Consider the following 24779-nt stretch of genomic DNA (forward strand, 5'->3'; position numbering starts at 1 on the left):
CTCGGACACTCTCTTTAGTTTTTATTCTTTAAAATTGCTTCACGTGCTAGAGCATCGGCGGCTTTATTTTCTTTGTCGGGAATCCATTTAATGAAGAAAAGTTCGAATTCGTCGATGAGCTGTAAGGCCTGCTCTAAAAACGGCTTAAATTCTTCGTTTTTTACGTAACGTTTATCGACTGAGCTCACAACTATTTTTGAATCGGAATGCATCCAGACAAAATTGGTTGAAAGTTTTTTCGCTTCCTCTAAGCCACGAACGAGCGCGGTAAATTCAGCGATATGATTGTTGGTCATACCGATTGCTTCGTTTATTTTGATAAGATGTCCTTCGCCTTTAATAAAGATGCCAATGCCGCTCGGTCCAGGATTACCGGCACTCGCACCATCAATATATACCTCTAACATGAAAAAACTCCTTTACGTTACTAATTTTAGTATAGCAAATGGACGACAGTTGGAGAAATGAAAAAAATAGCGTACAATAGGGAAACAGCTTTAAGGAGGTACAGCACGTGAATAAAATGGATGTTATGAAGGATATCGATGAATTGACGGATACGTATTGTGTGGATTGCCTAGTGATTCGTGATTTACGCAAAGTGCGTGGCAAGCAAGGCGCTCATCGTTTTTGCATAGAGAGCTGTACGGTAGGCGAGCAGCTGCAGTTTTTAGGTCAAGAGATTATGAAGGTTCGTGAAAAATTATAAATTTGCTACGTTTTGGAGGCTTCGATAATCTGTGAATTCTGTTTGACTGAAAAGCGCTTCATTGCGTACGTTTATACTGAGATAATAGGCGAAATGTGGTTAATCAATCATATATTTCTAAAATCGAGCATAAAAGTCAGGAAACCGAGCGCAAAAATGAAAATTCGATCATAAATCAATCGAAAACGAGCATAAAAATAAAATATGGATCATATTTCAACGCAAAGTGATCATGGAATCGCCTCTCTCTAGACGATTGTGAAAATCAATCCGATACTTCGCCGATCAACAATAAAAAAATAAAAAACCGGTTTTAGAAAACGATTTGTTTTCCGAAACCGGTTTTAATTTTGGAGTTTAGTTAGCCCCAGCTGTAACTAATTGCTTCTCTTCATGGAAAGCCATTAGCTCTTGATGGTATTTGTTTAATGAAGATGCTGAAATACCAAAGCTTTCAGCAATCTCTTTTACCGTGAATTTTTGACCTAATAAGTCGTGATCCTGACCGAAGCGAATTGCACCCGCAGCAATGGCGCCGGCTTTACGAGCAGAAGGTTCTTTTTCTACTAAGTAATCTTCAACAATCGCAACAAAGCTGCCGTTGTCGATGCCTTTGTCAGCCATGAATGCTTTTAACTGTTCCACAACCTCTTGTTCGAATGGCGTGAATTCTTCGCCCTCGTAGCCGTTTTCTACTAAACCTTCCCATAGTAAGAGGTGGTTTTCTTTTGTGAATTGCTCTACGCTTAGCCCACTTTTCTTGTAAGCAGCTGTAAATTCTTCAAATGAAATCGCATGCTCCTTGTGGAAGAAAATTAATGTTGAAACCGCTAATACGTGGTTTTCTTGTTTTGTTCCATCAGGTAATAGGAAAGCAAATACACGCATGCCTAGTGGGATTGGTTTAGGGCTTTCTTTTTGGATGTGGTACACTGTGCCATCCATTGCCGAAATGGCTGTGAAGTATTCACTTTCTACTGATTCAACAGTACCGATAAAGAATGTAGGCTTTTCCCAAGTTTTTAATAGCTCGATCATAGATGGGCGAACCATTTTCTTGGCCATTTTTGCTAAGTAATTTGTCCAAATTTCAGGACGCTTATGGAAGAAAAATTCGTCCAATGCTACAGCTTCTACTAGTTCCTTTTGTAGCTTTGTTTCTAGTTTTGGAGCCCAAGCTTGTACTAGCTCGATAAACTCACGAATATCTTTTCTTTCTGGGTAGCTTGTATAAAATGTTTGTAATACATTTTCAATTTCTTCATGGAAAATTGTCGTAGAAGTTGCTTGAGTTTTACCTTCACAACACTTCTTGTATTTCTTTCCGCTTCCGCATGGGCATGGGTCATTACGTCCAACCATAGTAACACTTCCTTTAATACAACTTGTTAAATATTTATAGTGCAAATAATGCTATTCTTAATAATAACGTCAGAATGTTATTAAGAAAACTGATTATCTATTGCAAACAATCAGAAAATAGCACTTTTTTAATTATAGTAAACTAAGAATGGAAATAGAACTAAAATATAAAAAAAATAGGACATAGCGAGATTTCTGCTATGCCTACACTATTTTAAATAGTAGAGTGCGATTCCAATTGCGCCAATTTTTTCGCTGCTGAAAATTGTTCGAGCTGAGCAACAAAATTCCCAATTAAAATGAATGCGCCACCAATTAGTAACTGAGACGTTAAACCTTCACCTAGGAAAATGAATGCAAACAGTGCAGCGAAAATTGGCTCTAATGAGAAAATTAGCCCTGTATGAGTAGGGGATGTGTACTGTTGTACAACAGCTTGTGCGACGAAGCAGAACGCTGTACAAATAACACCTAATCCCAAAATAGCTACCCAGCCAAGTGATGTCGTCGGTAATTTTGGTGTTTCCAATGCTAGTGTAAAAATAGCACCAAGCACACCCGCCACACCTAATTGATAGACACCATAAGAAATTGACTCAACGTCCTTTGTAAATTTGCTATTTAAAATTAAGTAAATTGAATAGCAAACGGCTGCAATGGCAACTAATACATCACCTGTTTGGAATGCTAGTGACTCTTTTAATGTTAAGATTGTAATCCCAATCATCGTTGCCACGATTGCAAAACTAACGGCACGCGAAGGCAAACGCTTGTCTAAAAAGCTTGTGAAGATGGGCACTAACACGACTGTTAAGCTTAAAATAAAGCCTGCATTCCCAGCAGAAGTTGTTTTTAAGCCGAATAATGATAGAGCGAAAACGGCGAATAATAAAATGCCTTGAACCGTTGCATAGTAAATTGTTTTTTTCGTAACGCGTAACATCATTGGTAAAAAGATTAGACCGGCAATGATAAATGCGATGAGGCATCGGAGTGCAACAACATTATACGCTTCTAGTACTTCTAATCCCATCACCATGAACGTATAGGAAAGACCCCAAAACATTGTCACGATCACCATTAAAATATTTGCTTTACCTTGTAAACTCAAAGATGTCACCACATTCCGTTAAATTAATGTTTTTAGGCTAGCAAACATAACGGCTTAGCCCTGTTATAATACACTATAAACTGCGTATTGTGATTAGTAAAACGAATGTTTATAATGATTAATATGAAAAAAATTCATGTTTAAATGGTTAAATGGAGGTGATTCGCAGTGAGTCTTGTGAAGTATGAAATTTTGAATAAAGTTGCAGAAGTACAAAGTTTTACAAAAGCTGCGGAACTGCTTGGATTGACACAATCTGCGGTGAGTCATGCGATTTCCAGTCTTGAAAAGGAGTTCGGCTTTAATTTAATTCACCGCAATCGCAATGGTGTTACGTTGACGGAAGATGGACAAGAAATGTTAATTGAAATGCGCAAAGTTTTGACAGCACAAGAGCATCTAGAGCAGGCTGCCTCCAATATTTTAGGAGTCAATAAGGGGACGGTTCGAATCGGCTTAATTTCAACGATTTCAACTCATTGGATGCCGAATATTATTCCGATTATGGAAGCACTTTATCCCGGAATTAGAATTGAGCTGCGTGAGGGGGATTATTTTGAAATTGAGCAATGGCTCTTAAATGGCGAGGTGGATTGTGGCTTTTTAAATCGCACAAGCTCGAAACAATTTGATTTTATTCCATTAAAGCGTGATCCACTTTTGTGTATTGTCTCAAACGAAAGTCCGCTATATGATAATACTACAATCGATTTATTAGAAATTGAAAATTTGCCATTTATCATGCCTTCTTATAAGGGCACCAATGATGTCATGGCGAATTTTGAAAAGTATGGGATTCGTCCGAATATTCGCTTTGAATTATTCGATGAAAAGGCGATTGTCGCAATGGTTGAGCATAATTTGGGAATCAGTATCATGCCGCAAATGGCTGTTTCAATGTTGCCACAAAACGTGAAAGCGTTACCGTTATTACAAGAGAGCTTTCGTACAATCGGGTTATCGACAAAACAAAAACTATCACCGGCGTCGAAAAAGTTTGTTGAGGTTTTACAAAAATGGCTGGCGTCGGTTGAACAATAGTGGGGGATACGGATGTTAACAGGAAAAAAGGTATTAATTACGAGTGGGGGCACATTTGAAAAGTGGGATAATGTGCGCGGTCATACGAACTTATCAAAAGGAACAATGGGCTGCTATTTAGCAGAAGCAGCCTATGCCAAAAATGCAGAAGTCATCTATATGCACGGGATTTTTGCACAAATGCCGGCACATAAGGACCAGATGCGACTGGTTAAGTTTGAGGGAATAGAGGATTTAGGTCAGACATTAAAGCAAATTGTCGAAGCGGAGCACATTGATTATGTCATAATGGCGGTGGCTGGCTCGGATTGGCTCATTGACAAAGTGTTTGATCAATCAGGGAATGAGCTGACGGAAAAAGGAAAAATGCCATCCGACGAGCCACCTATTATTCACTTTAAAAAGGCGCCAAAAATTTTAGCACAGGTGAAAAACTGGGCACCGAATACAACGTTAATCGGCTTTAAGCTAGAAGCAACGGAAGATGAGCAATATTTAATCGACCGTGCTACGAAACGCATGCAAGCAGCCAACGCAGATTACATGATAGCGAACAGTTCAAAATCCTTATACGGTGCGATGGAGCCACATTTGATTCTTTCAAAAGCAGGTGCCGTTATTAAAAAAGACGGTAAGAAGAATACTGCTGAGGCATTAATCGATTTATTAGACTAGAAAAGCCATAACTGACCCGTTTTTATGGTATAATTGGAATATTCTATTTATTTATAATGAGGTGTCAGACATGTCGATTCAGTCAGTAAAGGCGTATTTTGAAACGCAGGGGCGATTGCATGACGTTCTTGAATTCACCGAAAGTAGCGCAACCGTGGAGCAAGCAGCCAATGTGCTCAATGTGATACCTGCTCGTATTGCTAAAACCTTATCCTTCCATAGCAAGGATGAGAAGGGCTTACTTGTTGTGGCGGCAGGTGATGCGAAAATTGATAATAGTAAATTTAAGCAACAATTTGGCTTAAAGGCAAAAATGCTGGATTTTGAAACAGTGGCAGCTTTAACGGGTCATCCTGTTGGTGGGGTTTGTCCCTTTGCGCTTGCAAATGATTTGCCGGTATTTTTGGATGTTTCTTTAAAGCGCTTTACGACGATTTTTCCAGCTTGTGGCAGTGCCAATTCTGCGATTGAGCTAACATGCGATGAATTAGAGCGCTATACAGCTGGAAGCGAGTGGGTAGACGTTTGTAAAGCTTGGCAGGACCCGCAAGTATAGAAGTTCTACTAGGGAACGAGCTGCAGGGGAATTGATTTCGTAATAGCAGCATTTTTAATACATAGTAAGGGAGTCTAGTTATGACAAATTTAACGAAGCAAGAGGCATTACAGGCATTAAATAATAGCCAATTTATTGGTTTTACGACGACTTCAGGCAATGTTATTGTCAAGAAGTCTAATCGGACTGATTACGATATTTTTGTTTATGAGGAGGGCAATGAGGAGCCTTCACATTATATTGGTAAAATAACAAATGTATTAGCAACCTTTAATGATAAAAATAGTAACAAGGATTTTATGATTGTAGAGAAGTAAAAAAAGCTGTAAACGCCATTGTACGCGTTTACAGCTTGATTTATTTTTTTAAGACATTCGCAGCTTGTGCACCGCGTATGCCATCAACAACTTCAAATTCTACGGCCTGTCCTTCAGCTAATGTGCGGAAGCCCTCTTCTTTTATGCCAGTGAAGTGTACGAATACATCTTCGCCATTGTCACATTCTATAAATCCATACCCTTTTTCATTGTCGAACCATTTTACAGTGCCTTGGTGCATTCGCGATCTCCTCCGATACTGTTAAAAGTCAATTGAAAATATAAGAAAACGGAATATTACGAATAAACTATATACTAAAAAGGCGATTGATGTCAATAATTTGTCGATTTGACAGAGGATTTTTGATTATCAATTCAAATAAAACAGACTATAATAAGAAGCGACTATGATAGAAAGCAGGGCGAATCATGACAACTACGACGAAACCTTTAACAGATATTGAAATTGCAAACGAAGCGACGATGAAGCCAATCGTGGAGATTGCAGAGAAAGCGGGAATTCCGTTAGATGCAGTGGAGCAGTATGGGCGCTATAAAGCAAAGATTGACACAAGTAAAGTAAAAGGTGAAGCAAATGCTAAAGTAATTTTAGTGACAGCGATTAGCCCTACTCCAGCGGGTGAGGGGAAATCAACTGTAACAGTAGGCTTAGCAGATGCCTTACATCAATTAAATAAAAGCGTGATGGTAGCATTACGTGAACCATCATTAGGTCCTGTTATGGGTGTAAAAGGTGGCGCAACAGGCGGTGGTTACGCACAAGTATTGCCGATGGAGCAAATTAATCTCCATTTCAATGGTGACTTCCATGCGATTACAACAGCGAACAACGCGTTATCTGCGTTAATCGACAACCATATCCATCAAGGGAATGCATTGAATATCGACCCGCGCCGTATCATTTGGAAGCGTGTATTAGATTTAAATGACCGCGCATTACGCCATGTGACAGTGGGTCTAGGTGGCCCATTACAAGGTGTTCCACGCGAAGATGGCTTTGATATTACGGTTGCCTCAGAAATTATGGCGATTTTCTGTTTAGCGACAAGTATTCAGGACTTAAAGGCACGCTTAAAACGTATTTTAATTGGCTACACATATGACCGTCAGCCAGTAACAGTAGGTGATTTGCAAGTAGAGGGTGCATTAACTTTAATTTTAAAAGAAGCCTTAAATCCAAACCTAGTACAAACAATTGAAGGGACACCAGCATTAATTCATGGTGGCCCATTTGCCAACATCGCACACGGCTGTAACTCCATTATCGCAACGCAAACAGCACGTCAATTGGCGGATATCGTCATTACGGAGGCGGGTTTTGGCTCGGATTTAGGGGCAGAAAAATTCTTCAATATTAAAGCGCGTGAAGCCGACTTTAAACCAAGTGCTGTTGTCGTTGTTGCGACAATTCGCGCGCTAAAAATGCACGGTGGCGTAGCGAAAGGCGAATTAGTAGCTGAAAATGTCGAGGCATTGAAGACGGGGATTGCTAATTTAGCACAGCATGTTGAAATTGTACGTAATTTCGGCTTAGAGCCTGTTATTGCATTAAATCGTTTCATTACAGATACAGAAGCCGAATTAGCATTTGTATTAGAATGGGCTCAGGCAAATGAAGTTCGCATCGCGCGTACGAATGTGTGGGAAGAGGGCGGAAAAGGCGGAATTGAGCTAGCCAAACAAGTGCTAGAAGTGATTGAGCAGCCAAACGATTTCCATCAATTATATGGACTACAAGAAACGGTTGAACAGAAGCTCATAAAAATTGTGCAGCAAGTGTACGGTGGAGCAGGCGTTCAATTAACAGACGCAGCGAAAAAGCAATTAACAACGATTGAAAAAAATGGCTGGGATCACTTACCGATTTGTATGGCCAAGACCCAATATTCGTTATCGGATCAACCAAGCTTACTTGGACGCCCAACAGATTTCATCGTAACGATTCGCGAAATTATTCCAAAGCTAGGAGCGGGCTTCCTAGTGTGCTTAACTGGTGACATTATGACAATGCCTGGCTTACCAAAACAACCAGCAGCTCTACGCATGGATGTTGCGGAGGATGGCAGTGCAATAGGCTTATTCTAATGAACAAAATAAAAAACGTATTCGTGTCAATTGCGCGAATACGTTTTTTTATGCTTTACCATTAGTCAATTCTTTCAAATCCTTTTAGAACATTACACGGAAGAAGTTTTCGATCACCATATATGCAATACTTGCTCCGTAAACTGCTGAACCGATTAAAATAGGGGAGATTACTAATAAACCTTTGCGCTCTTTGTCACTCATTACATGTGGTTGTTGTACTTGGATGGCTTTCATAATAAACACTCCTTTTTTCTGCTTCGTGATTCCTTATTGCTATTATATGACTTATTTTTAATGAAATCAATATAAAAGTTCACATTTCAGACAAAATATTTGTTTGAAATACAAAAAAGGCTTATTAAGCGAGCAAAAGGTGGATAGTGAATGGTTTTGAAAAAAGTTCGATTGAGTCAGCTACATAAACAATCGAATTTTTCATGACTAATGATAAAAGCATGCATATTTATTATGTGGAAGAATGGATTAAATATTTGAGGAGATTTTTTTGTGGGCTATGTTTATTTAATCGCTAAAACCCGAATTCGTTTATAATCTGCATACCATACGCCATTTTTACATAATTTCTCTTTTAAATTTTTAATCGTGTTTTCAATTATGGATTGCTTTATTTCTTCGTCCATCTGCTCAAATAGGCTAGGACTAAACATATCAATCCAATTTCTTAAACCATCTTCACCGTTTAATTTTGTAGGTCGTGCAAAATGCTGTGCATAGCCTACTGTGAACCCTACTGATTCCATTAAAGCTGTATATTGACCAATTGTTGGGAAATACCAAGGGAATTGCTCGTCGGTAAAGGGAATGCCAGCTCGTTGGATTTGCTGAATTAATTCGTCGGTAATCGTTTGTACATTGCTCGCTCCACCAAACTCTGCAACAAAGCGTCCCCCTGGTTTAAGGCTACGATAAATGCCTTCTAAAACGTCTTTAGCATCTTTAATCCAATGTAGTGTTGCATTCGAAAAGGCTGTGTCAAATATATGTTTATACGAAAGTTTTGTAGCATCCATCACATGAAATGGGATATCTGGATATTTCATTTTTGCTTGTTCAATCATATTCGCAGAATGATCGATTCCTACAACCGCTATGCCCATTTGTTGCAGGTTATTTGCTAAATCACCTGTACCACAGCCTACATCTAAGAGGCTTTCTCCTTGTTTTGGTTGTAATAACTCAATTAAATCATGACCGTAATTTGAAACAAATTGATGCTGCTGATCGTATAATGTTGCATTCCATAAATCTTTTTTCATTATTTCCACTCCATTCTTTAAATGAATTTTCTTACAACTTGTATGAATTAGATTATAATAAACTCAATCAATAAGGAGAAATAAGTAAAAGTGGGATTGTTAATAACGAATCGTTATAAGGGGCGTTTGTATGGAAATTAAATGGATTAAAACGTTTATTGTTGCTGCACAATATGAAAATTTACGGAAAACGTCGGAGGAGCTTTTTTTAACACAGCCAGCAGTTACAAAGCATATACAACGTTTAGAGGAACGATTACAAATTCAATTATTTGAGAGAGAGGGCAAAAAAATCCGGTTAAGCGCGGCTGGAGCTAAATATTTACCACATGCAAAAGCTTTACTAACGCAATATGAAAACGGTTTAGCCGCATTTGAGTCATGGAAGCATGGGTATGAACAAAAGGTACAGATTGCAGTGGCTCCGCAAATCGCTTCCTCTATTTTACCGGAAATTTTAAGCGAATTTATGAGTGCTTTTCCGAAAATTGACGTACATATTAATGTGATCAATTCCTATGAGGTTGCGAAAGAAGTAGGAAATGGTAATGCGGATATAGGGCTGACACAAGTTCATTCACTCGTAGACAATATTGAAAGTGAAATTGTGTTAGAGGAGCCAGTTGTATTAGTAGCACCATATACGAAGGATGAGGAAACAGAGGAAGATATACTAGCGAAGTATCGATTAATTACATATAATCATCCAGTTTATTGGGATGATTTAATCCATCAAATTCATCAACATTATGCTTTTACAAAGACTTTTAAAGTGAATCAAATCGAAGTAACGAAGCGCTTTATTGAGCAAGGGTTGGGGGCATCCTATTTACCGTATTCTATGATTCAAAAAGAACTTCAGTATCAAATGGTGAAAATCATTTCGGCAAAAAAATAGTGTCACCGATTTCACAAACATATGTATTAACAAAAGTTAAAACAGATGAAGTAACGGCGTTTGTTCGGTTTTTAAAAGAGAAGTTGAAGGAACGATAAAAAAATTGTAGAAAATAAAGCGCAGAAAGTGTACAAATAAGCGAATGTGGGGCCAACTACAACGAATAGCCAACTAGTTGAATTTTTTAACTAGTTGGCCTGTTCTAAATAGCTACCAAAAAATATCAATATTTAATCCACACTAACAGCTTCCCATCGCTCCATAAAAGCTTGTATGGATTGATTAAAGTCTTCTTCACTTGGAACATTACTTAGAATTTCTTCTTGGTTATATACTTTTCCACCCTTAACGATGAGCTCAATATCCTGTGTATGTTGTATATTTTTTAATGGATTGTTGCTTAAAATGATGAGGTCTGCCATTTTGCCTTCTTGGATTGTTCCAATATCCGTTAAATTAATGGATTTGGCTGCATTGACTGTAGCCGCTTGCAGAGCTTCTAATTCGGTAAAACCAATTTCGACAAATAGTTCGAGTTCACGGTGTAAAGCCATACCTGCGTAAGTAAAAATCAATGCAGGGGTATCGGTTCCAGCAACTACTGTTCCCCCCATATCATAGTAGGTTTTAGCAATTGTTTTTGTTAAATTATTGATAACGGCGGTCCTTGTTTTAATCGAATCGATGTGTGTGATATTTTTTTTCCATTCTTCGATCAGATTATTTATCGTATTAAATGATTCAATCACATTATTTTTAGGAGACCAATAATCAGGATATTTGATCGATTGATCGAATACTACCATTGTTGGGCAAAGTTTCACATTGTGTGCGAGCATTTTTTCACAAAGCTCCTTTATTTTTGCTTGATCTGGATTTTCCCAATCGATATGGCTCCATTCCTTTTGATCGACTAATGGATTCCATCCTTTATACATTTCTTGTGCAAATCCAGATGCATGTTCAATCCAAGTAACGCCTAATTCCGCTGCATCAAAAGCCGTTAGCTCCTCAGAATTCATTAAATCACAGGCTACCTCCATGTTAAACTTCTTCGCCTCATCAACGGCGGCTGCCATCACATCTCTCTTGATCCAGCCATACAGTTTTATAAAGTTTGCACCTACTTCAACTTGTCTGCGCACTTCTTTTCTTGCCTCTTCCGGATTGTCTGTTACGAAATTGCTATAGCTCGTCGGACCCCATTGACCCTGCGTACCGTCAATCATTCGATCAGATGCATAAACTCTTGGTGTTGGTGCATCATCAGGTTTTTGCATTAAATTTTGAAGTAAGAGCACATTACCTGCCGCATTCCTTACTGTCGTTACCCCTGATGCAACAAAATGAGGCGCGTAACGTTCATTAATATGACAGTGCATATCAATTAGACCGGGAATAATATATTTTCCTTGTGCATCCATTGTCTCGATTCCCTCAGGTAAAGCTTCAGATTGATTGAAAATATTTTTTATTTTATTCCCTTCAATTTCAATGACCCCGATAAAAGATTCTCCATTCTCCACATTGATAATCGTTCCATTTTTGATTAATAATTTTTGCATGTTTTCTTCCTCCTTCGTAATATTCCATATATTTCTTTTTCTGATTTCATTGTATATTGAATAAAACAATGGATTTTTAAAATTTTCATATAGCGGAATTGAGGGGGATAAATGTTTGTGGAATATGGGAAAACGCTAAGAATGATACGACATCAAAAAGGAATTACCTTGAAGCAACTAGCAGAGGGGGTTTGTTCTGTTTCTTTTTTATCAAAGTTTGAACGGGGAGATTCCGATATCACGCTTGGTCTCATGACGAAATTATTAGAAAAGTTAATGATGAATTTTGATGAGTTTTTATTTATCCATCACGATTATCAGCCTGATCAACTAGAGCAATTTTTTAACGCAGCACGCACTGCCTATTTTAATAGAGATGTACATCAACTAAAGCAGCTGAAAAACACAGCACTCAATAAATGGAGGCAATATGGTGTAGAGACCTACCATTTTAATGCGCTGTTGCTTGCAATATATGAAAGTATCGTAGACAGTAAATATATTGACGAGGGGGGAGTGGCATATGATATTTCGCTTCTTTCTGATTACTTATTTCGGGTAGAGGTTTGGGGCTATTATGAGTTAATGCTATATAGTGGAACGTTGCTAGTACTGGAAGCGGATATGGTAATACTTTTATCTAGAACCGCCTATGAGAAAAGTGCTCGCTTTCAAGGCTATAAAAAGGTGAATGAAGCAATCACATCTGTGCTGTTTAATACGATTATTTTTTTACTTGGACCTGTGAATCGATTCCAAGAAGAATTTACATATCAAAAGGAATTTTTGGAATTTATCTCGTATCTGGAGAAAATCGCCCTTCCAGAAAGCAACTTAATAGAAAGAAAGCACTTGTTAGAGCTGAAGGGTGCTTATGATATCCGAATAGGGAACAAGGAGCAGGGAATCGCAAAAATAAAAAAAGCGATCCAACTTTTAAATGACCTCGATGCGACTAAGTTAGCGAATAATATTGAGCACTATCTTTTGCAAATTATCTAATGGGAGTTACTTTGTTTTTGTAGATGATTCTAGATAATAAAGCTGTATAGAAATATTAGTCGATAAAAAAATAATAATGTCATTTTTAAACGCGCGTTTGGGGACGTTATTTAATCTAACAAACGAATTTCATGGTATATTATCTCTGTTAATTACATTAAATGATTTTTATGTAGGGGGATATTTATGTATGAGCGCGCATGAGTTTTTTTTGATAAAAAGAACCGAAACACAAGATGAAGAATTTTTTGAAACATTTTATAGAAATAGAGAAAATCACAAGGATATAATTGTTGATTACATTACAGTTGATATGGAAATATTTGATTATATTCATGATTCTCTTACATGGATTCCATGTAGAATCCCTAGTTTGCCAGGAATGCCGAAAGAGATAGGGCTTAATGAAATTGGTGTAACATTATTTGACGAACATTCGGCTTCTTCCCTTATTTCTATTTTTACTGCTTGGAGAGATTTATTTAAGAATGGTCCAAATATAATCGAAAAACGTATTTTTTTCCATGAGGGCGAAGATACGTTAAGTTTTGAAAGAGATGACACCATAGAAAGATTTGAAAAAATCATTTCTATGTCCAAGCAACTGTCTGAGGGCAAATATTATATATATCATTGTGGTATATGAAAATCACCAAAATGTCCCCAAATCCCGCTTTGGTAGCGTTTTTATAATTTTATATTCAAGTCAACTAATATAATACTGAAACCCTTTTTCTTTCCAACTCGTATGTAAAGTACTAGGCGTTTTAGGAGGAGATATCATGGGGCTACTGGGCATTGTTCTTACAATCATTTCAATTGTGATTGTGTTCTTTAATTACAATATTGCTATTTTAATTTTTGGGTTTTCTTTACTTCTATTTGGTGGTCATCAGTTACAAAAAAATAACAAGAAGATGTCGTACATACAGTTCGTCTCTGGATTTATTTTTATCATAGGTATTTTAATTTCAGGGTTCTAGTAGGCTAAATAAAGCTATATAACGTTCCCAAATGACACATAGGGAACATTCAATCCAGCAGCTAAGATTATTTAATCGTCTTAGCTGCTTATTTATTTAATTAGGCTACCAATAACACTTTAAGAAGTTTTGGTTTACACTTAATATAAAACGATTTTGGGAGGTATTTATTACATAGTCTAAAGCTTACAAACAATAGAAAACTCTTCTCTAGCTCAAATCAAATCATTCGTGAGGTGCCAATATGAAAACATATAAAAAAAATCTAATTCCCATATGGATTGTATTATTTGTTGTGTATTTATTTATATTGTTTATCTATCAAATATCTATAATTGAACTGCCCACTGTTATATTCACTGTCATTTATATTTGTACTTCCACTATGATTAGTTTATTTGTAATAGGTATAAAATCGGACAATAAAAAATTAATGAATTTTATATCTAGTTTAGCTCTTGCGATTCTCTTCATTTGTTCAATAGGCGTGGCTAGCTATATTTATCATCATGAACAGGATGATTTTAAGAAGAAAGAGATTTTATTAACAGGTGCATCGAGCGCATTCCAATCGCTTAATTTAAAAAATGAAAACATTGTATCGATTGAGGTTGGAGAATATACCAAAGGAGATGGTTTTCCTTATAAATATAAAGTGAAAGTTGTGACTTCTGATTCTGAAACCCCGTATTATTTTGAATGCTCGAATTATAAATGTGAAACGATGATAAGGTATACTTATCCTGTAGAAGATTAAGGGGAAAATTATTAATACACATCCATACAAAATAACGTTCCCAAATCAAAGTTTGGGAAACCACAATAACCCACGAAATGCTGTGAATACAACATTTCGTGGGTTTTACTTAGAATATTGTTTATACAGCTTTTTATGCAAAGCAAGATAAACATTGTTACGATAGGACTTTTCAAGATTTTACAGAGTGTGTTATCTGAATAAAAACCTGTATATAGGGAAATTTATTAAAGCTGTAAGAAAATGAATAAAAGATTTTAACGTATTTTTTCAGCTAATAGATTTCGTTTTGAAATTTATGGGACTTCGAGAATCAGACCGCTTAAAGCCGAGAATTTTTAACATACTAAAAATAATGTTAAAAATTAAAGGTGTGATTGAATTGAAGAGAGCAGTTTTTTTAGATCGAGATGGCGTAATAAATGAAGTGCTAACGGATCGAGTGAAATTTGTAAACGAACCAAATCAATTTTATTTTTTACCTGGTGTAGAAGAAGCAATTAAAAGTTTAAATGAATATTTTGATTATGTGTTTGTCGTAACAAATCAAGGTGGAATTGGATTAGGTTACATGAAGGAAAGGCAGCTAAATAAAGTTCATGACTATATGGTAGCTGAACTGGAGAAAAAGGGAGCAACGATTCATAAGGTTGCCTATTGTCCGCATAAACCAAAGGCTGGGTGTGAATGTAGAAAACCAAATATCAAAATGATTTTAGATTTAGGGGAAAAATACAAAATCAATTTCGAAAAATCCTATATGGTTGGTGATACTGATACAGATATTCAAGCAGGTAAGAAAGCAGGTACCAGAACCGTTTTTATTGGTGAGAGTGATCCACTAGCAGATGCAGTGTATCCAAATTTAAAAGAGGTAGCACAATGGATTATTCGTGATAGTAAAAACGATAAGAAATAACCCACAGTGGAAAATTAACCATTGTGGGTTTTAGTAGCTACAACAGTAGCGCCATTTTTAACAACTTCTAACTTAAGTTAAATATTAAATTTATTTGGACCGATTTCATTTCCATTAAAATTAATGATGGATAAATGTTGTGAACATTATAGAAATAAATTCTGAAATATTGGCTACTAATATCGAGTAATTTATATAGGGTTATTATTGGAATAAATTGCCGATATTTAGAGAAGACTAATTTTTGGTAAATGAATTACTTATCATTCTTAAAGCACTGTAAATTGTAATCTCATACTGTACTATTTGCCGCGAAATGTATTTTGTCAGAAACTATATGAATACATAATTCGTTTAAGTAATATAAAATGGAATGAAAGAAATTCACATGGATCGCGCGAATATTTCGCTTTTATTCGTAGAAAGCCGATTTCTTCAAGTAAGAATTGTAGAAGATAGGTTTGGGGGTGACAAAACGACATGGAAAATATCATCATATTTGCAATCCTATTTTTAATCATGCTGTGGCTATGGTGGAAAATGAATCGTGCTTATTTTTTACAGCGTTACATTCGGAAGCAATTACAACGAGGGATTCGCCAAAATAAGCAGGAAATTCGGTTGGCAAAGGGCGATAAGGAGCAGCAATTTGAGCTGTATAAACGTGTTTACAATCATGCGATTCTTACATCAAAGAAGCGCCATAAAAGAAGTCAAGTAAAGTATGAGCGCCAAGTAAATAATGAGCTCAATCGAATGGTTAGAAATCCACTAACACGACTGTTTTCATCGATATTCTTGCTCATAAAAGGGATAACAGCGCTTGTTGCGTTGTTTTTTACCATTATCATGGGCTCTATTGTCGTGGATGAAGTTAAGGCGAGTAACTTAACTTTGCCAACGATTAATCAAGAGACGCAATTAAAGCTAAAAAATGATGCAAGCGACGTCATCGATCAGTTCGTTACCAACTTTATCGATCCCAATCGGGGCATTGCTACTCTGGCCTATGATGAAGTAGCGAATTCAAAGATTGTGCCGGTTTATTCGGAAGCGACTTATCCAGAAGGTGTGGAAACGGTTGAACAGCTGGGACAGGCAATAGCCTATAATATGGCCAATTTCGAGCCGCAATTTACGATTCCCTATACAGGTAAAACGGCTGATTTTAGCGCAACAATTGATGAGGTGTATAAATGGCTTGAAGTAAATGAACCGTATTATTGGGGCGTCTTTGAGGAAAGTAAGTCAAAATACATCGATTACGGCTCCGTTATTGAATGGCAGGTCGATATGTCCTATGACTTAACAGCCGAAGAAAACGCTCAGGTAAACGGGAAAATAAAGCAACTCACCGATTCGATTCCTTCAACTGCAACCGACATTGAAAAAATCAAGTTCGTCAATGATTATTTAGTGAAGCATACGAAATATACTGCAGAAAGTACGGCGAGTCCACATACACCGTTTTCTGTTTTAATGAATGGTGAGGGGGTTTGCGAGGGCTATGCCTTAGCTGCCTTACTCATGCTGGAGGCGTTGGATGTGGAAGTAAAATATGTTGTTGGTGATGCAGGTGGTCCTCATGCATGGAATTTAGTCAAGGTAGAAGGCGAATGGTACCATTTAGATACGACATGGAACGACCCTTTACCAGACCAAGGTGAAAAAGTACATTATAATTATTTCCTATTAAGTGATGAAACAATGGCACAGGATCACACATGGAATCGTGAAGATTACCCAGCAACCGCAATGAGCAATTATTGGTAATGAAGTTTAGATTCGGCAAGTAACGAATCGGTATGTGATAATATAATAAGAAATCTTTGTTTTAGGAGGATTACATGAGCTTGATTGCGCAGCATCCTTATATAAAAATAGAAAGAAAAGTGACAAGTATTGCACAGTATGAAATTGAGCATGCCCGAATCATTTATTTATACAATGATAAGGTCGTGACACAGCATAGAGAGTTTCCGATGAAGCAGGTGATGGATTTTTCATTTCGAGAAATTGCAAATCAAGGCGGTATTCTCTATTTGCATACGCTACAGGGAGTATATACGTATATCGTGAAATCTTCTCCAGAAGCTTTTATCACAGCATATCGAGCAAATTTCAAGTAAAGGTTGCATGAGCAAAAGCATAGAACGCATTGTTTTGTCCGAAATTCGTTATGACAAAATCTGATAATCTCCGTAAATGTTCAATCTGACAATTTACGGGGATTTTTTGTTTTGTCAAAGCTAACAGGTTGGTTTTTAGGGCTAACATGCATTTTATTGTAAGTAAATTACTTTATACTATAAATAACGTGATACATCGCGATGTTTTAACGAAATTGTATAAGAAAGGTGGTTTACACATGGACGTAAAAGTGTTACTTGCGCCTGAATATATAAAGCCAAGTGCCGAAATTAAAGCGCGGGAATTGACACCGCGAATTGAAAAAGTGGTCGCGCTATTAGAGCAGGAGCAGCGTAAAATCATTACAATCTATAAAGGCAAGGAACTAGCGCTTATTGAGGAACAGGAAATCCTATTAATTCGCACGGAGGTTGGCAAGGTGTGTGTCTATTTGAAAGCGGGCGATTGGCATGAAACGAATATGACGCTCGCACAATTTGAAGAAATTTTAGACGATGAATTTGTCCGAATATCTAAAAGTGCCATCGTTAATTTAGAAGCTGTACAATCCGTGAAGGCTGCTTTTAGTGGCATGCTTCATGTGACGCTCAAAAATGATTTAGAGGAAACGATTAGTCGCATTTACCGAAAGGGTTTTAAAGAAAAATTAAAGGAGTGGTATTCATGAGAAAAGCTGTTCAATCAATCATTGGTTCGTTTGCTGTGGGATGTATGATTTTTATGGTATCGATTTTAATCGCATATTGGAACGGTCAAATGCAAATATTTGAGCAGTTGCAGCTTCGTTATGATCAATTCGTACTCGGCATTTTCATGGTTAGTATTGTTACTGGGGGTGGGGGCTATCTCATTTATCAATTGAACATCTCCTATAATAAGCGTGTGCTGCTGCATTATGGCACAAGTATTTTAGCGATAATGATAACTTCTATTTGGCTTGATATAATTTCAATTTCTGTTTCGCAACTAGTAACATATGGAACATTAATTTCTGCCATTTTCATTGTCAATTGGTATTATATTTATGCAAATGCCAAAAAAGATGCGGAAGAAATCAACGCGCTGTTAAAACAACATACGCACTGAATGGCATTTTATGGTATATTTATTTAGGATTGGAATTTAAGGACGATGGGAGAGAACTAAATGTTGAAGCAATATTCACCGAGGCTATTATTTGCTTTAGTCGCAATTACTTGTCTTGTTATTTCACCACTGTTTGCCATTTTTGTACCGATGACCGTGCCAGATTTATTTTTAACGGACCGTTCATGGTTTTACATCTATTCCTTTAGGGGCAATGCCAAACTCATTATGATTGGCTTTGTCCTTTTAGCAGCTGCCTTTGCATTGCTCAGCTGGAAACGACATGTAACGACGTATGTTGGCTGTTTGGCACTAATTGTTTTTGGACTCGTGACATTGTATAGTTCCACTGAAAATTATACAGCAATTAATGAAACGCAAGTACAGAAAAATCAGCTATTTGGTTCTCAAACGCTAAAGTGGGATGAAATTGAGAACGTAGTATTCGAATATGTACCAGGGGCGTTAGGGGAATTTATATTTACCGGGAAAAATGGCGAAAAGATTATTGTGAAAGAAGATAAAACAATGGTAACAACCTATATTTATCAGACGGCAAACAAACTAAATGTCCCTTATGAAGAATTGGAGAAAAAATAAGGGTAGATAGTACTTCTTCTGTTCATTGTGCAGTTTACATTCGTATATTGGTACAAAAACGAGGGAATAGTAATGGAGGAAAGTAATATGTTTATCGTGAGATCAGTTATTATATGGTTTATTATTACAACGAGCATTAATGCATATTTAATGACATTTCCTATACCTGTCCTAAGAAAACGAAATTATCCAGCGACCTATCTCATTCAACAAACGAATCGAATCGATTTTCAAAACAATACGGAATGTGCAGCCTTTTCTACAGCGTATCTTTTACGTCACTTTGGTAAGGAGGCTGATGGTGAAACCTTATACACGCATTTTCCTAGTAAAACGAGGGCGGGCAATGTATATCCAAAGGGAATCCGTACGATGCTAAGAAAAAAAGGCTATGAAACAAACTATTATAAAGGAACTATCCATACATTAAAGTACGAAGTCAGTAAGGGAAATCCAGTAATTGTTTTTATTAAAGTACATAAGGATCGAAATAATCTGCATTTTGTCCCTGTAATTGGGTACGACGAAGCGTATATTTACCTTGCAGAATCATTAAAACATCAGGTGAATTGTGAGGATGAACACACAAGCTATAATCGAAAAGTTCCAATCGATGAATTTAAAAAATTATGGAATATAAAAAGATTTCATATGCCTCTTTATAGCAATACGTACATAGCTGTAAACGCCAAACAACGCTCATAATAAAGGTTCTACACAAAAGCAATGCACTAATGCCTTAATGTAAGGAACAATTTACCGCTGATCGGAGCCTAAATTTAATGAGTCTAAATAACCTTAAAAAACTAGAAATGCATTGGGGGAAGATAAATGATCCATCAAATGGCTTTAAATGAAGAATATTTTGAATCCATTAAAACGGGAAAGAAAAAAGTTGAAGTCCGATTAAATGATGCAAAGAGAAGAAAGATAAAAATTGGGGATTTGATTGAATTTAGTAGTGCTTCAAATCAAGAGCATTTACTAATGGTCAAAGTAACTGAATTAAGAAAATATGATACATTCAAAGAGATGTATCTAAGCATTCCTTTTAAAGATTTTGATTGTGATGGATGGACAATGGATGAAATGATCGATGGAACCTACGACATATACACCCCCGAACAGGAAAAAGAGTGGGGAACATTAGCAATAACGATTCAATATTCATAGGGCGGAAGATTATTGGTAAGTAAAGTTTTTCTATTGTAAGTGGACTACGATACCTTTCATACGCTAAGGGATACACAGTGAAATCATCAAAAAAATGAACAGCAATAGCCATTCATTTTAGTTATTTTACTTTGTTGATAATTTTTTGTTCATAAAGAAAGTGATTAATATGCCAATGATGAGGGCTGGGATTGCGTATATTTGCCCGACAAGCAATTTCCAGCCGATCGTATTGTAACCGTCAGATGCAGGAAGCAAGATAGCAATCAAACAAACAACCAAATAAGCTGCTAATGGCAAAAGTATTTTTTTCATAGGTATGTTATTCTCCTTTTTCTAGTTAAACCGGTATAGGTTAATTCGTTTATCCATTATAGGCTCATCGAAACGCCTCTTTCAACGCACGCCCATCCGTCTCACCCAGCGGTAAATCTAAAATAGAGGCAATGGTTGGACCAATATCCACGACACGCACTTCACCTAAATCAATGCCTTGTCGTACGGTCGGGCCTGCGATAATGAGATTACTCATATAATCGGGCTTACTCGGCAAGTAGCCATGTGTTGCATAAACCTTGCCCTGTGCATGTATATCAACAACGGGCTCTTGCTTATAATCATCCTCAAAGCAATAGCCTTCTTTTGCCTCCAACATAATCGCAAAGCGCGGATCAACATGCAAGGAGTCAAGCTCAGAACGCTCTAAAATCTCTTCAATGCCATATTGTTCATCGTGCATAGCCTTCCGTAAAATGCTGAGCGCTTGTTTGTAGGCTTCAGTATCTCCGTGCTGCACATGTAAATACGCCGCACCACCCGCAGCCTGCACATAGACCCGCCATTTCGGAATACCCGCTTCTTCATAAATGAGCCCGGCATCTGCAAATAGGCGATTCAAATACACTTTATAACGCACATCAAGCTGACTATGGTCACCTACAATCAGAAAGGTTGTTTCATCATACGTACCGGCTTCCTTTGTGGCATTGATAATCGCACCAATACGGCGATCCATACGTGATAATACATCATCAATATGTGAACCCTTCGTCCCTTTTAAATGCTTGCTATCATCTAAATCAATTAAATGCAGCATAAACAGTTCAGGTTTTTTGTTTTTAATAGTATCCACCGCGCAGGCAGTTGTGAAATCGTCTAAATAAGGCTGTTGAATGCCTTGCCGAATTTTACCGTACTTCATTTCCATCGCCAGCGTAAATAATTTACTGCCGTTTTTTAATATTTTCAGCGCTTGATTTTCCCCCCTCACCGCACGAATTTCGGGGATGTTGTACGTAATCGGCGCCTTACCAGAAACAGGCCAGAGTAACGCAGCCGTTTTTAAGCCCTTTTTCTGTGCCGTTTCAAAAATCGTCGAACTCTTCATATCGCTTAAAAACCAATGCCAGTCTTGGTCCATTTCCCGTACAAATGGTTGAAACGGATTATTGTGATAAACATGATGCTTGTTAGGATAATTGCCCGTAACATAAGATGCATGAATGACATAGGTCAAACTCGGATAAACAGTTTCGACCTTTGTCGTTGTAGCCCCATGTTCAATCAAGCTTTTTAAATGGGGCAACTCTTTTGCGGCTGTCCAGTTATCCTTTGAAAATGCATCATATGAAATGACGATACAATGTTTTTTTGCCATAGTATTACCTCGCTGTCTGTTGGCGTGTTGTGGCGTCCTTTGGTAGCATTAAAAAGACAAGAAGCCCTAAAATAAATAACGGAATAATGGATAAAATACTGTATTTGGCCACGCCTGTTAATGTTGTTGTTAATGCCATTAAGAATGGACCAATAATCGCGGCGAACTTGCCAAAAATATTGTAAAAGCCGAAAAATTCATTCGAGCGTTCTTTTGGAATAATTTTGCCGTAATACGAACGGCTAAGTGCTTGAATCCCACCTTGCGCGGAGCCAATCATCACCCCAAGTACGAAAATATGCCACATTTCCGAAATGAAAAACGCTGCGATACAAGACACAAGATACGTGAAGATGCCGACGATAATCATTGTTCGTGTGGAGTATTTTTTCGCCAATGAACCGTAAATAAGGGCACATGGGAACGCGACAATTTGAATAACCAGTAAAATACCGAGTAGCATAAACGTATCGAGTGACTCTGCACCAAGCACGCTCGTTGCATACGGTACAACCATTTTGATGATCGTATCCACGCCATCAATGTATAAAAAGTACGCAATTAAAAAGGTAAAGACGATTTTATAATTCTTAATTTGCATAAAGGTTTGACCAAGTCGTTTAAAGCTATTGCCAATTGGATTTGGCTCTGGCTCGATATAGTGGCGCTGCTTCACATCTTTGATCATTGGAATGGTCAATAGCCCCCACCAAAGCGCGGTAATGAAGAACCCAATTTGATAGCCGATTGCTTTATCCATGCCCATAAAGAAAATGACGACTAAGCTAATACCGAATGGAATCACGCTTGAAATATAGCCAAAAGCAAAGCCGGATGAAGAGACTTTATCCATCTTTTCGTCCGTTGTTACGTCTACTAAAAACGAATCATAGAAAATATTTGCGCCTGCAAAGCCAATACATGACAAAATATACATCACGATTAGGAGCTGCCATTGACCGCTTTCGGGAGCGATAAACGCAAAGGATAGCGTAGAAAAAATACCAACAAGCGCGAAAAATGTGAAGAAGCGTTTTTTCTTGTCCCTATAGTCGGCAATTGCGCCGAGTATTGGACTCAGCACCGCTACTAAAATACTAGCAAGGGAATTGAAATAGCCTAAATCCATGTTGTTGACACCGTTAAACATCCCAAAAACAATTGGAAATAATGCCGTTGTAATGGCCATGGAATAGGCAGAATTTCCGCAATCATACAGGATCCACGATTTTTCTTCTTTCGTTAACTTCAAATGCATCAAACTCCCATCACACTGTAATTGCCGCATGCGCGACTAGTAAAAAAGAATGAGTTATGACGTATATTATACCATTTGAATGGAAAGTAACGGAAACTGAAACTATAAAATTTACGGAAAATTAATAATATTAAAAACCAGGTGGCCTTTCAACTATAATAGAAATATTAGAGAGACTGGAGGTGTGTGATGCAAAAAATATTTCAATATTTTCTTCCGCTCGTATGGATTATTTTGTGTGGCACAATTTTTGTACGGACAGCTAGCTTTATGGCAATTCCATTTTTAGCGCTTTATCTACACAATGAGCTTGAGGCATCACCACTGATCATTGGGCTTACAATTGGTATGGCTCCGCTTTTTTCAACATTTGGGGGGCTAGCTGGGGGTTATTTGACGGATCGATTTGGGCGGAAAAGTGTTATTATTACAACCGTTTTCGTATGGAGCCTTACATTTATCGGCTTCGCGTTTGCTCCGTCCGCGCTGTTTTTTGTAGGATTAAATGCGTTGAATGGGCTGTGCCGTTCGTTTTTTGAGCCAGGTACACAGGCATTGATGATTGATTTTACAGAAAATGAAAAAAAGCGTAGACTGTTTTCGGTACGTTATACAGCCATTAATATTGCGGCGGTTTTTGGACCGTTATTAGGGGTTTGGATTGCGAATTTATCAAACCCAGCCATTCCATTTGCGATTACAGGCATTATGTATGCGTTGTACGGGTGTTTTTTATTCGTTGTGCTAAATCGTTATGAAATGAAGCAAAACAAGCTTTCAAGTACGCAGCATGTTTTTGCCATTTTTAAAGCGGTGTTTCAAGATCAGAAGCTCTTATTTTTCATTGCAGGTGGTATTTTAATTACGCTGGGCTATTCCCAATTTGATTCGACATTGCCTCAGTTTATTAATATGACTGTGGAAGATGGTGTAACACTGTTTTCGTACGTCATTGTGGCCAATTCAATAACAGTGCTGGCTTTTCAATTGCCACTAACGTTGATGATTGAAAAAATGTCGATATATGCTTCATTGAAAATGGGGATACTGATTTTTTCAGTTGGTCTATTATTATTTGGTTTGTCGGACAGTGCGTGGCTATTTATTGCAAGTATGATTGTGTTTTCCATTGGGGAAATTTTTTGTTTTCCAATGATGAATGCGGTGATTGAAGAAATTGCCCCAGACGATCAGAAGGGGACGTATTTAGGCGCGGGGCAGCTGAAAAACATCGGCGGCTTTATTGGACCAATCTTTGGGGGCTGGCTATTAACGGCTGCCACTGATTATATGTTTACGATTATTGCCGCTGTGATGTTCAGTAGCATTTATACTTACCGAAAAGCTTTGAGAAGTGCTTAGAATGGTGCAATCTTACAATAAGCCTTGTGTTTAAAATAGGGTTTTGTTACACTCAAACTAATTAAATGCACTTGCGGGGGGACACATTGTGTTGAGAAGGTTAAAACCTGACCCTTAGAACCTGGCAGTTAATACTGGCGTAGGGAGCAATCACAGGGTAAGAATACTCTTTTTGGCGTCTCTATGATAGAGGCGCCTTTTTGCTTTTACG

At 37.4% G+C, this 24779-nt stretch carries 30 protein-coding genes and 1 riboswitch; of the genes, 20 read left to right on the forward strand and 10 right to left on the reverse strand.

Annotation, left to right across the window (positions count from 1 at the left end; genetic code table 11):
* Nucleotides 1–14: 14 nt before the first annotated feature.
* Nucleotides 15–407: a ribonuclease HI family protein gene (locus tag MKX47_RS06975; RefSeq protein WP_340772401.1), complete on the reverse strand. Its 393-nt coding sequence runs from the start codon at nt 405–407 to the stop codon at nt 15–17.
* 107 nt (nt 408–514) lie between these two features.
* Between MKX47_RS06975 and MKX47_RS06980 the strand changes: the two genes are divergently transcribed.
* The gene (locus tag MKX47_RS06980) at nt 515–709 is read left to right on the forward strand and encodes a zinc-finger domain-containing protein (protein ID WP_340772402.1); all 195 of its coding nucleotides are present in this window, start codon (nt 515–517) and stop codon (nt 707–709) included.
* Between the two features lie 357 nt (nt 710–1066).
* Here the strand turns inward: MKX47_RS06980 and MKX47_RS06985 are convergent, their stop codons facing one another.
* Nucleotides 1067–2071: a YecA family protein gene (locus MKX47_RS06985; protein WP_340772403.1), complete on the reverse strand. Its 1005-nt coding sequence runs from the start codon at nt 2069–2071 to the stop codon at nt 1067–1069.
* Nucleotides 2072–2285: 214 nt separating this feature from the next.
* Nucleotides 2286–3182 carry a DMT family transporter gene (locus tag MKX47_RS06990; protein ID WP_340772404.1) on the reverse strand — a complete coding sequence of 299 codons (897 nt, stop codon included), beginning with the start codon at nt 3180–3182 and terminating at the stop codon, nt 2286–2288.
* Nucleotides 3183–3350: 168 nt separating this feature from the next.
* On the opposite strand from MKX47_RS06990, the gene MKX47_RS06995 reads away from it, so the two are divergent.
* From MKX47_RS06995 to MKX47_RS07010, 4 genes are all read left to right on the forward strand, one after another.
* On the forward strand, nt 3351–4223 hold the full coding sequence (locus MKX47_RS06995; RefSeq protein WP_340772405.1) for a LysR family transcriptional regulator: 873 nt from the start codon (nt 3351–3353) through the stop codon (nt 4221–4223).
* A gap of 12 nt (nt 4224–4235) precedes the next feature.
* Nucleotides 4236–4898: a phosphopantothenoylcysteine decarboxylase domain-containing protein gene (locus MKX47_RS07000; protein ID WP_340772406.1), complete on the forward strand. Its 663-nt coding sequence runs from the start codon at nt 4236–4238 to the stop codon at nt 4896–4898.
* Between the two features lie 70 nt (nt 4899–4968).
* Complete coding sequence (locus tag MKX47_RS07005; RefSeq protein ID WP_340772407.1) at nt 4969–5454, forward strand: YbaK/EbsC family protein; 486 nt, start codon at nt 4969–4971, stop codon at nt 5452–5454.
* A gap of 80 nt (nt 5455–5534) precedes the next feature.
* Entirely contained in the window at nt 5535–5771 is a 237-nt protein-coding gene (locus MKX47_RS07010; protein ID WP_340772408.1) for a hypothetical protein, read from the forward strand.
* A 40-nt stretch (nt 5772–5811) separates the two neighbouring features.
* Here MKX47_RS07010 and MKX47_RS07015 read toward each other — a convergent pair whose 3' ends face one another.
* Nucleotides 5812–6012 carry a cold-shock protein gene (locus tag MKX47_RS07015; RefSeq protein WP_340772409.1) on the reverse strand — a complete coding sequence of 67 codons (201 nt, stop codon included), beginning with the start codon at nt 6010–6012 and terminating at the stop codon, nt 5812–5814.
* Between the two features lie 188 nt (nt 6013–6200).
* Here MKX47_RS07015 and MKX47_RS07020 point away from each other — a divergent pair, with 188 nt between their 5' ends.
* Nucleotides 6201–7877, forward strand: a complete 1677-nt coding sequence (locus MKX47_RS07020; protein ID WP_340772410.1) for a formate--tetrahydrofolate ligase — start codon at nt 6201–6203, stop codon at nt 7875–7877.
* An 84-nt stretch (nt 7878–7961) separates the two neighbouring features.
* Here MKX47_RS07020 and MKX47_RS07025 read toward each other — a convergent pair whose 3' ends face one another.
* Nucleotides 7962–8114 (reverse strand): hypothetical protein, encoded by a 153-nt coding sequence (locus MKX47_RS07025; protein ID WP_340772411.1) that lies wholly within the window; start codon nt 8112–8114, stop codon nt 7962–7964.
* A 284-nt stretch (nt 8115–8398) separates the two neighbouring features.
* Nucleotides 8399–9157, reverse strand: a complete 759-nt coding sequence (locus MKX47_RS07030) for a class I SAM-dependent methyltransferase (protein WP_340772412.1) — start codon at nt 9155–9157, stop codon at nt 8399–8401.
* A gap of 130 nt (nt 9158–9287) precedes the next feature.
* Between MKX47_RS07030 and MKX47_RS07035 the strand changes: the two genes are divergently transcribed.
* Complete coding sequence (locus MKX47_RS07035) at nt 9288–10055, forward strand: LysR family transcriptional regulator (protein ID WP_340772413.1); 768 nt, start codon at nt 9288–9290, stop codon at nt 10053–10055.
* A 230-nt stretch (nt 10056–10285) separates the two neighbouring features.
* Here the strand turns inward: MKX47_RS07035 and MKX47_RS07040 are convergent, their stop codons facing one another.
* The gene (locus MKX47_RS07040; RefSeq protein WP_340772414.1) at nt 10286–11620 is read right to left on the reverse strand and encodes an amidohydrolase family protein; all 1335 of its coding nucleotides are present in this window, start codon (nt 11618–11620) and stop codon (nt 10286–10288) included.
* 117 nt (nt 11621–11737) lie between these two features.
* Between MKX47_RS07040 and MKX47_RS07045 the strand changes: the two genes are divergently transcribed.
* The 12 genes from MKX47_RS07045 to MKX47_RS07100 all read left to right on the forward strand — a co-directional run bounded on the left by MKX47_RS07045 (nt 11738) and on the right by MKX47_RS07100 (nt 20291).
* Nucleotides 11738–12622, forward strand: a complete 885-nt coding sequence (locus MKX47_RS07045; RefSeq protein ID WP_340772415.1) for a helix-turn-helix domain-containing protein — start codon at nt 11738–11740, stop codon at nt 12620–12622.
* Nucleotides 12623–12812: 190 nt separating this feature from the next.
* Nucleotides 12813–13268 (forward strand): hypothetical protein, encoded by a 456-nt coding sequence (locus MKX47_RS07050; RefSeq protein ID WP_340772416.1) that lies wholly within the window; start codon nt 12813–12815, stop codon nt 13266–13268.
* 136 nt (nt 13269–13404) lie between these two features.
* On the forward strand, nt 13405–13605 hold the full coding sequence (locus MKX47_RS07055) for a hypothetical protein (protein WP_340772417.1): 201 nt from the start codon (nt 13405–13407) through the stop codon (nt 13603–13605).
* 244 nt (nt 13606–13849) lie between these two features.
* Nucleotides 13850–14362 (forward strand): hypothetical protein, encoded by a 513-nt coding sequence (locus MKX47_RS07060; RefSeq protein ID WP_340772418.1) that lies wholly within the window; start codon nt 13850–13852, stop codon nt 14360–14362.
* Between the two features lie 382 nt (nt 14363–14744).
* Nucleotides 14745–15281 carry a D-glycero-alpha-D-manno-heptose-1,7-bisphosphate 7-phosphatase gene (locus tag MKX47_RS07065; RefSeq protein ID WP_340772419.1) on the forward strand — a complete coding sequence of 179 codons (537 nt, stop codon included), beginning with the start codon at nt 14745–14747 and terminating at the stop codon, nt 15279–15281.
* Nucleotides 15282–15761: 480 nt separating this feature from the next.
* On the forward strand, nt 15762–17054 hold the full coding sequence (locus tag MKX47_RS07070) for a transglutaminase domain-containing protein (RefSeq protein WP_340772420.1): 1293 nt from the start codon (nt 15762–15764) through the stop codon (nt 17052–17054).
* Nucleotides 17055–17128: 74 nt separating this feature from the next.
* Nucleotides 17129–17410, forward strand: a complete 282-nt coding sequence (locus MKX47_RS07075; protein WP_340772421.1) for a hypothetical protein — start codon at nt 17129–17131, stop codon at nt 17408–17410.
* 239 nt (nt 17411–17649) lie between these two features.
* Nucleotides 17650–18099 carry a LytTR family DNA-binding domain-containing protein gene (locus MKX47_RS07080; RefSeq protein ID WP_340772422.1) on the forward strand — a complete coding sequence of 150 codons (450 nt, stop codon included), beginning with the start codon at nt 17650–17652 and terminating at the stop codon, nt 18097–18099.
* Nucleotides 18096–18518 carry a DUF3021 family protein gene (locus MKX47_RS07085; protein ID WP_340772423.1) on the forward strand — a complete coding sequence of 141 codons (423 nt, stop codon included), beginning with the start codon at nt 18096–18098 and terminating at the stop codon, nt 18516–18518. The genes MKX47_RS07080 and MKX47_RS07085 overlap by 4 nt, the downstream gene beginning before the upstream one ends.
* 60 nt (nt 18519–18578) lie before the next feature.
* On the forward strand, nt 18579–19118 hold the full coding sequence (locus MKX47_RS07090) for an ATP-dependent exonuclease (RefSeq protein WP_340772424.1): 540 nt from the start codon (nt 18579–18581) through the stop codon (nt 19116–19118).
* Nucleotides 19119–19205: 87 nt separating this feature from the next.
* Nucleotides 19206–19823: a C39 family peptidase gene (locus MKX47_RS07095; protein ID WP_340772425.1), complete on the forward strand. Its 618-nt coding sequence runs from the start codon at nt 19206–19208 to the stop codon at nt 19821–19823.
* Nucleotides 19824–19949: 126 nt separating this feature from the next.
* The gene (locus MKX47_RS07100; protein WP_340772428.1) at nt 19950–20291 is read left to right on the forward strand and encodes an ASCH domain-containing protein; all 342 of its coding nucleotides are present in this window, start codon (nt 19950–19952) and stop codon (nt 20289–20291) included.
* A gap of 126 nt (nt 20292–20417) precedes the next feature.
* Here the strand turns inward: MKX47_RS07100 and MKX47_RS07105 are convergent, their stop codons facing one another.
* From MKX47_RS07105 to MKX47_RS07115, 3 genes are all read right to left on the reverse strand, one after another.
* On the reverse strand, nt 20418–20606 hold the full coding sequence (locus MKX47_RS07105) for a DUF4017 family protein (RefSeq protein WP_340772429.1): 189 nt from the start codon (nt 20604–20606) through the stop codon (nt 20418–20420).
* A gap of 64 nt (nt 20607–20670) precedes the next feature.
* Complete coding sequence (locus MKX47_RS07110) at nt 20671–21948, reverse strand: alkaline phosphatase family protein (protein WP_340772430.1); 1278 nt, start codon at nt 21946–21948, stop codon at nt 20671–20673.
* Nucleotides 21949–21952: 4 nt separating this feature from the next.
* Nucleotides 21953–23137, reverse strand: coding sequence for an MFS transporter (locus tag MKX47_RS07115; RefSeq protein ID WP_340777735.1), 1185 nt, complete (start codon nt 23135–23137; stop codon nt 21953–21955).
* Between the two features lie 258 nt (nt 23138–23395).
* On the opposite strand from MKX47_RS07115, the gene MKX47_RS07120 reads away from it, so the two are divergent.
* Nucleotides 23396–24568, forward strand: a complete 1173-nt coding sequence (locus tag MKX47_RS07120; protein WP_340772431.1) for an MDR family MFS transporter — start codon at nt 23396–23398, stop codon at nt 24566–24568.
* 65 nt (nt 24569–24633) lie between these two features.
* Nucleotides 24634–24731, forward strand: a riboswitch (TPP riboswitch).
* The last annotated feature ends 48 nt before the right edge of the window (nt 24732–24779 follow it).

The sequence above is a fragment of the Solibacillus sp. FSL R7-0668 genome (assembly GCF_038006205.1).
Lineage (GTDB): Bacteria > Bacillota > Bacilli > Bacillales_A > Planococcaceae > Solibacillus.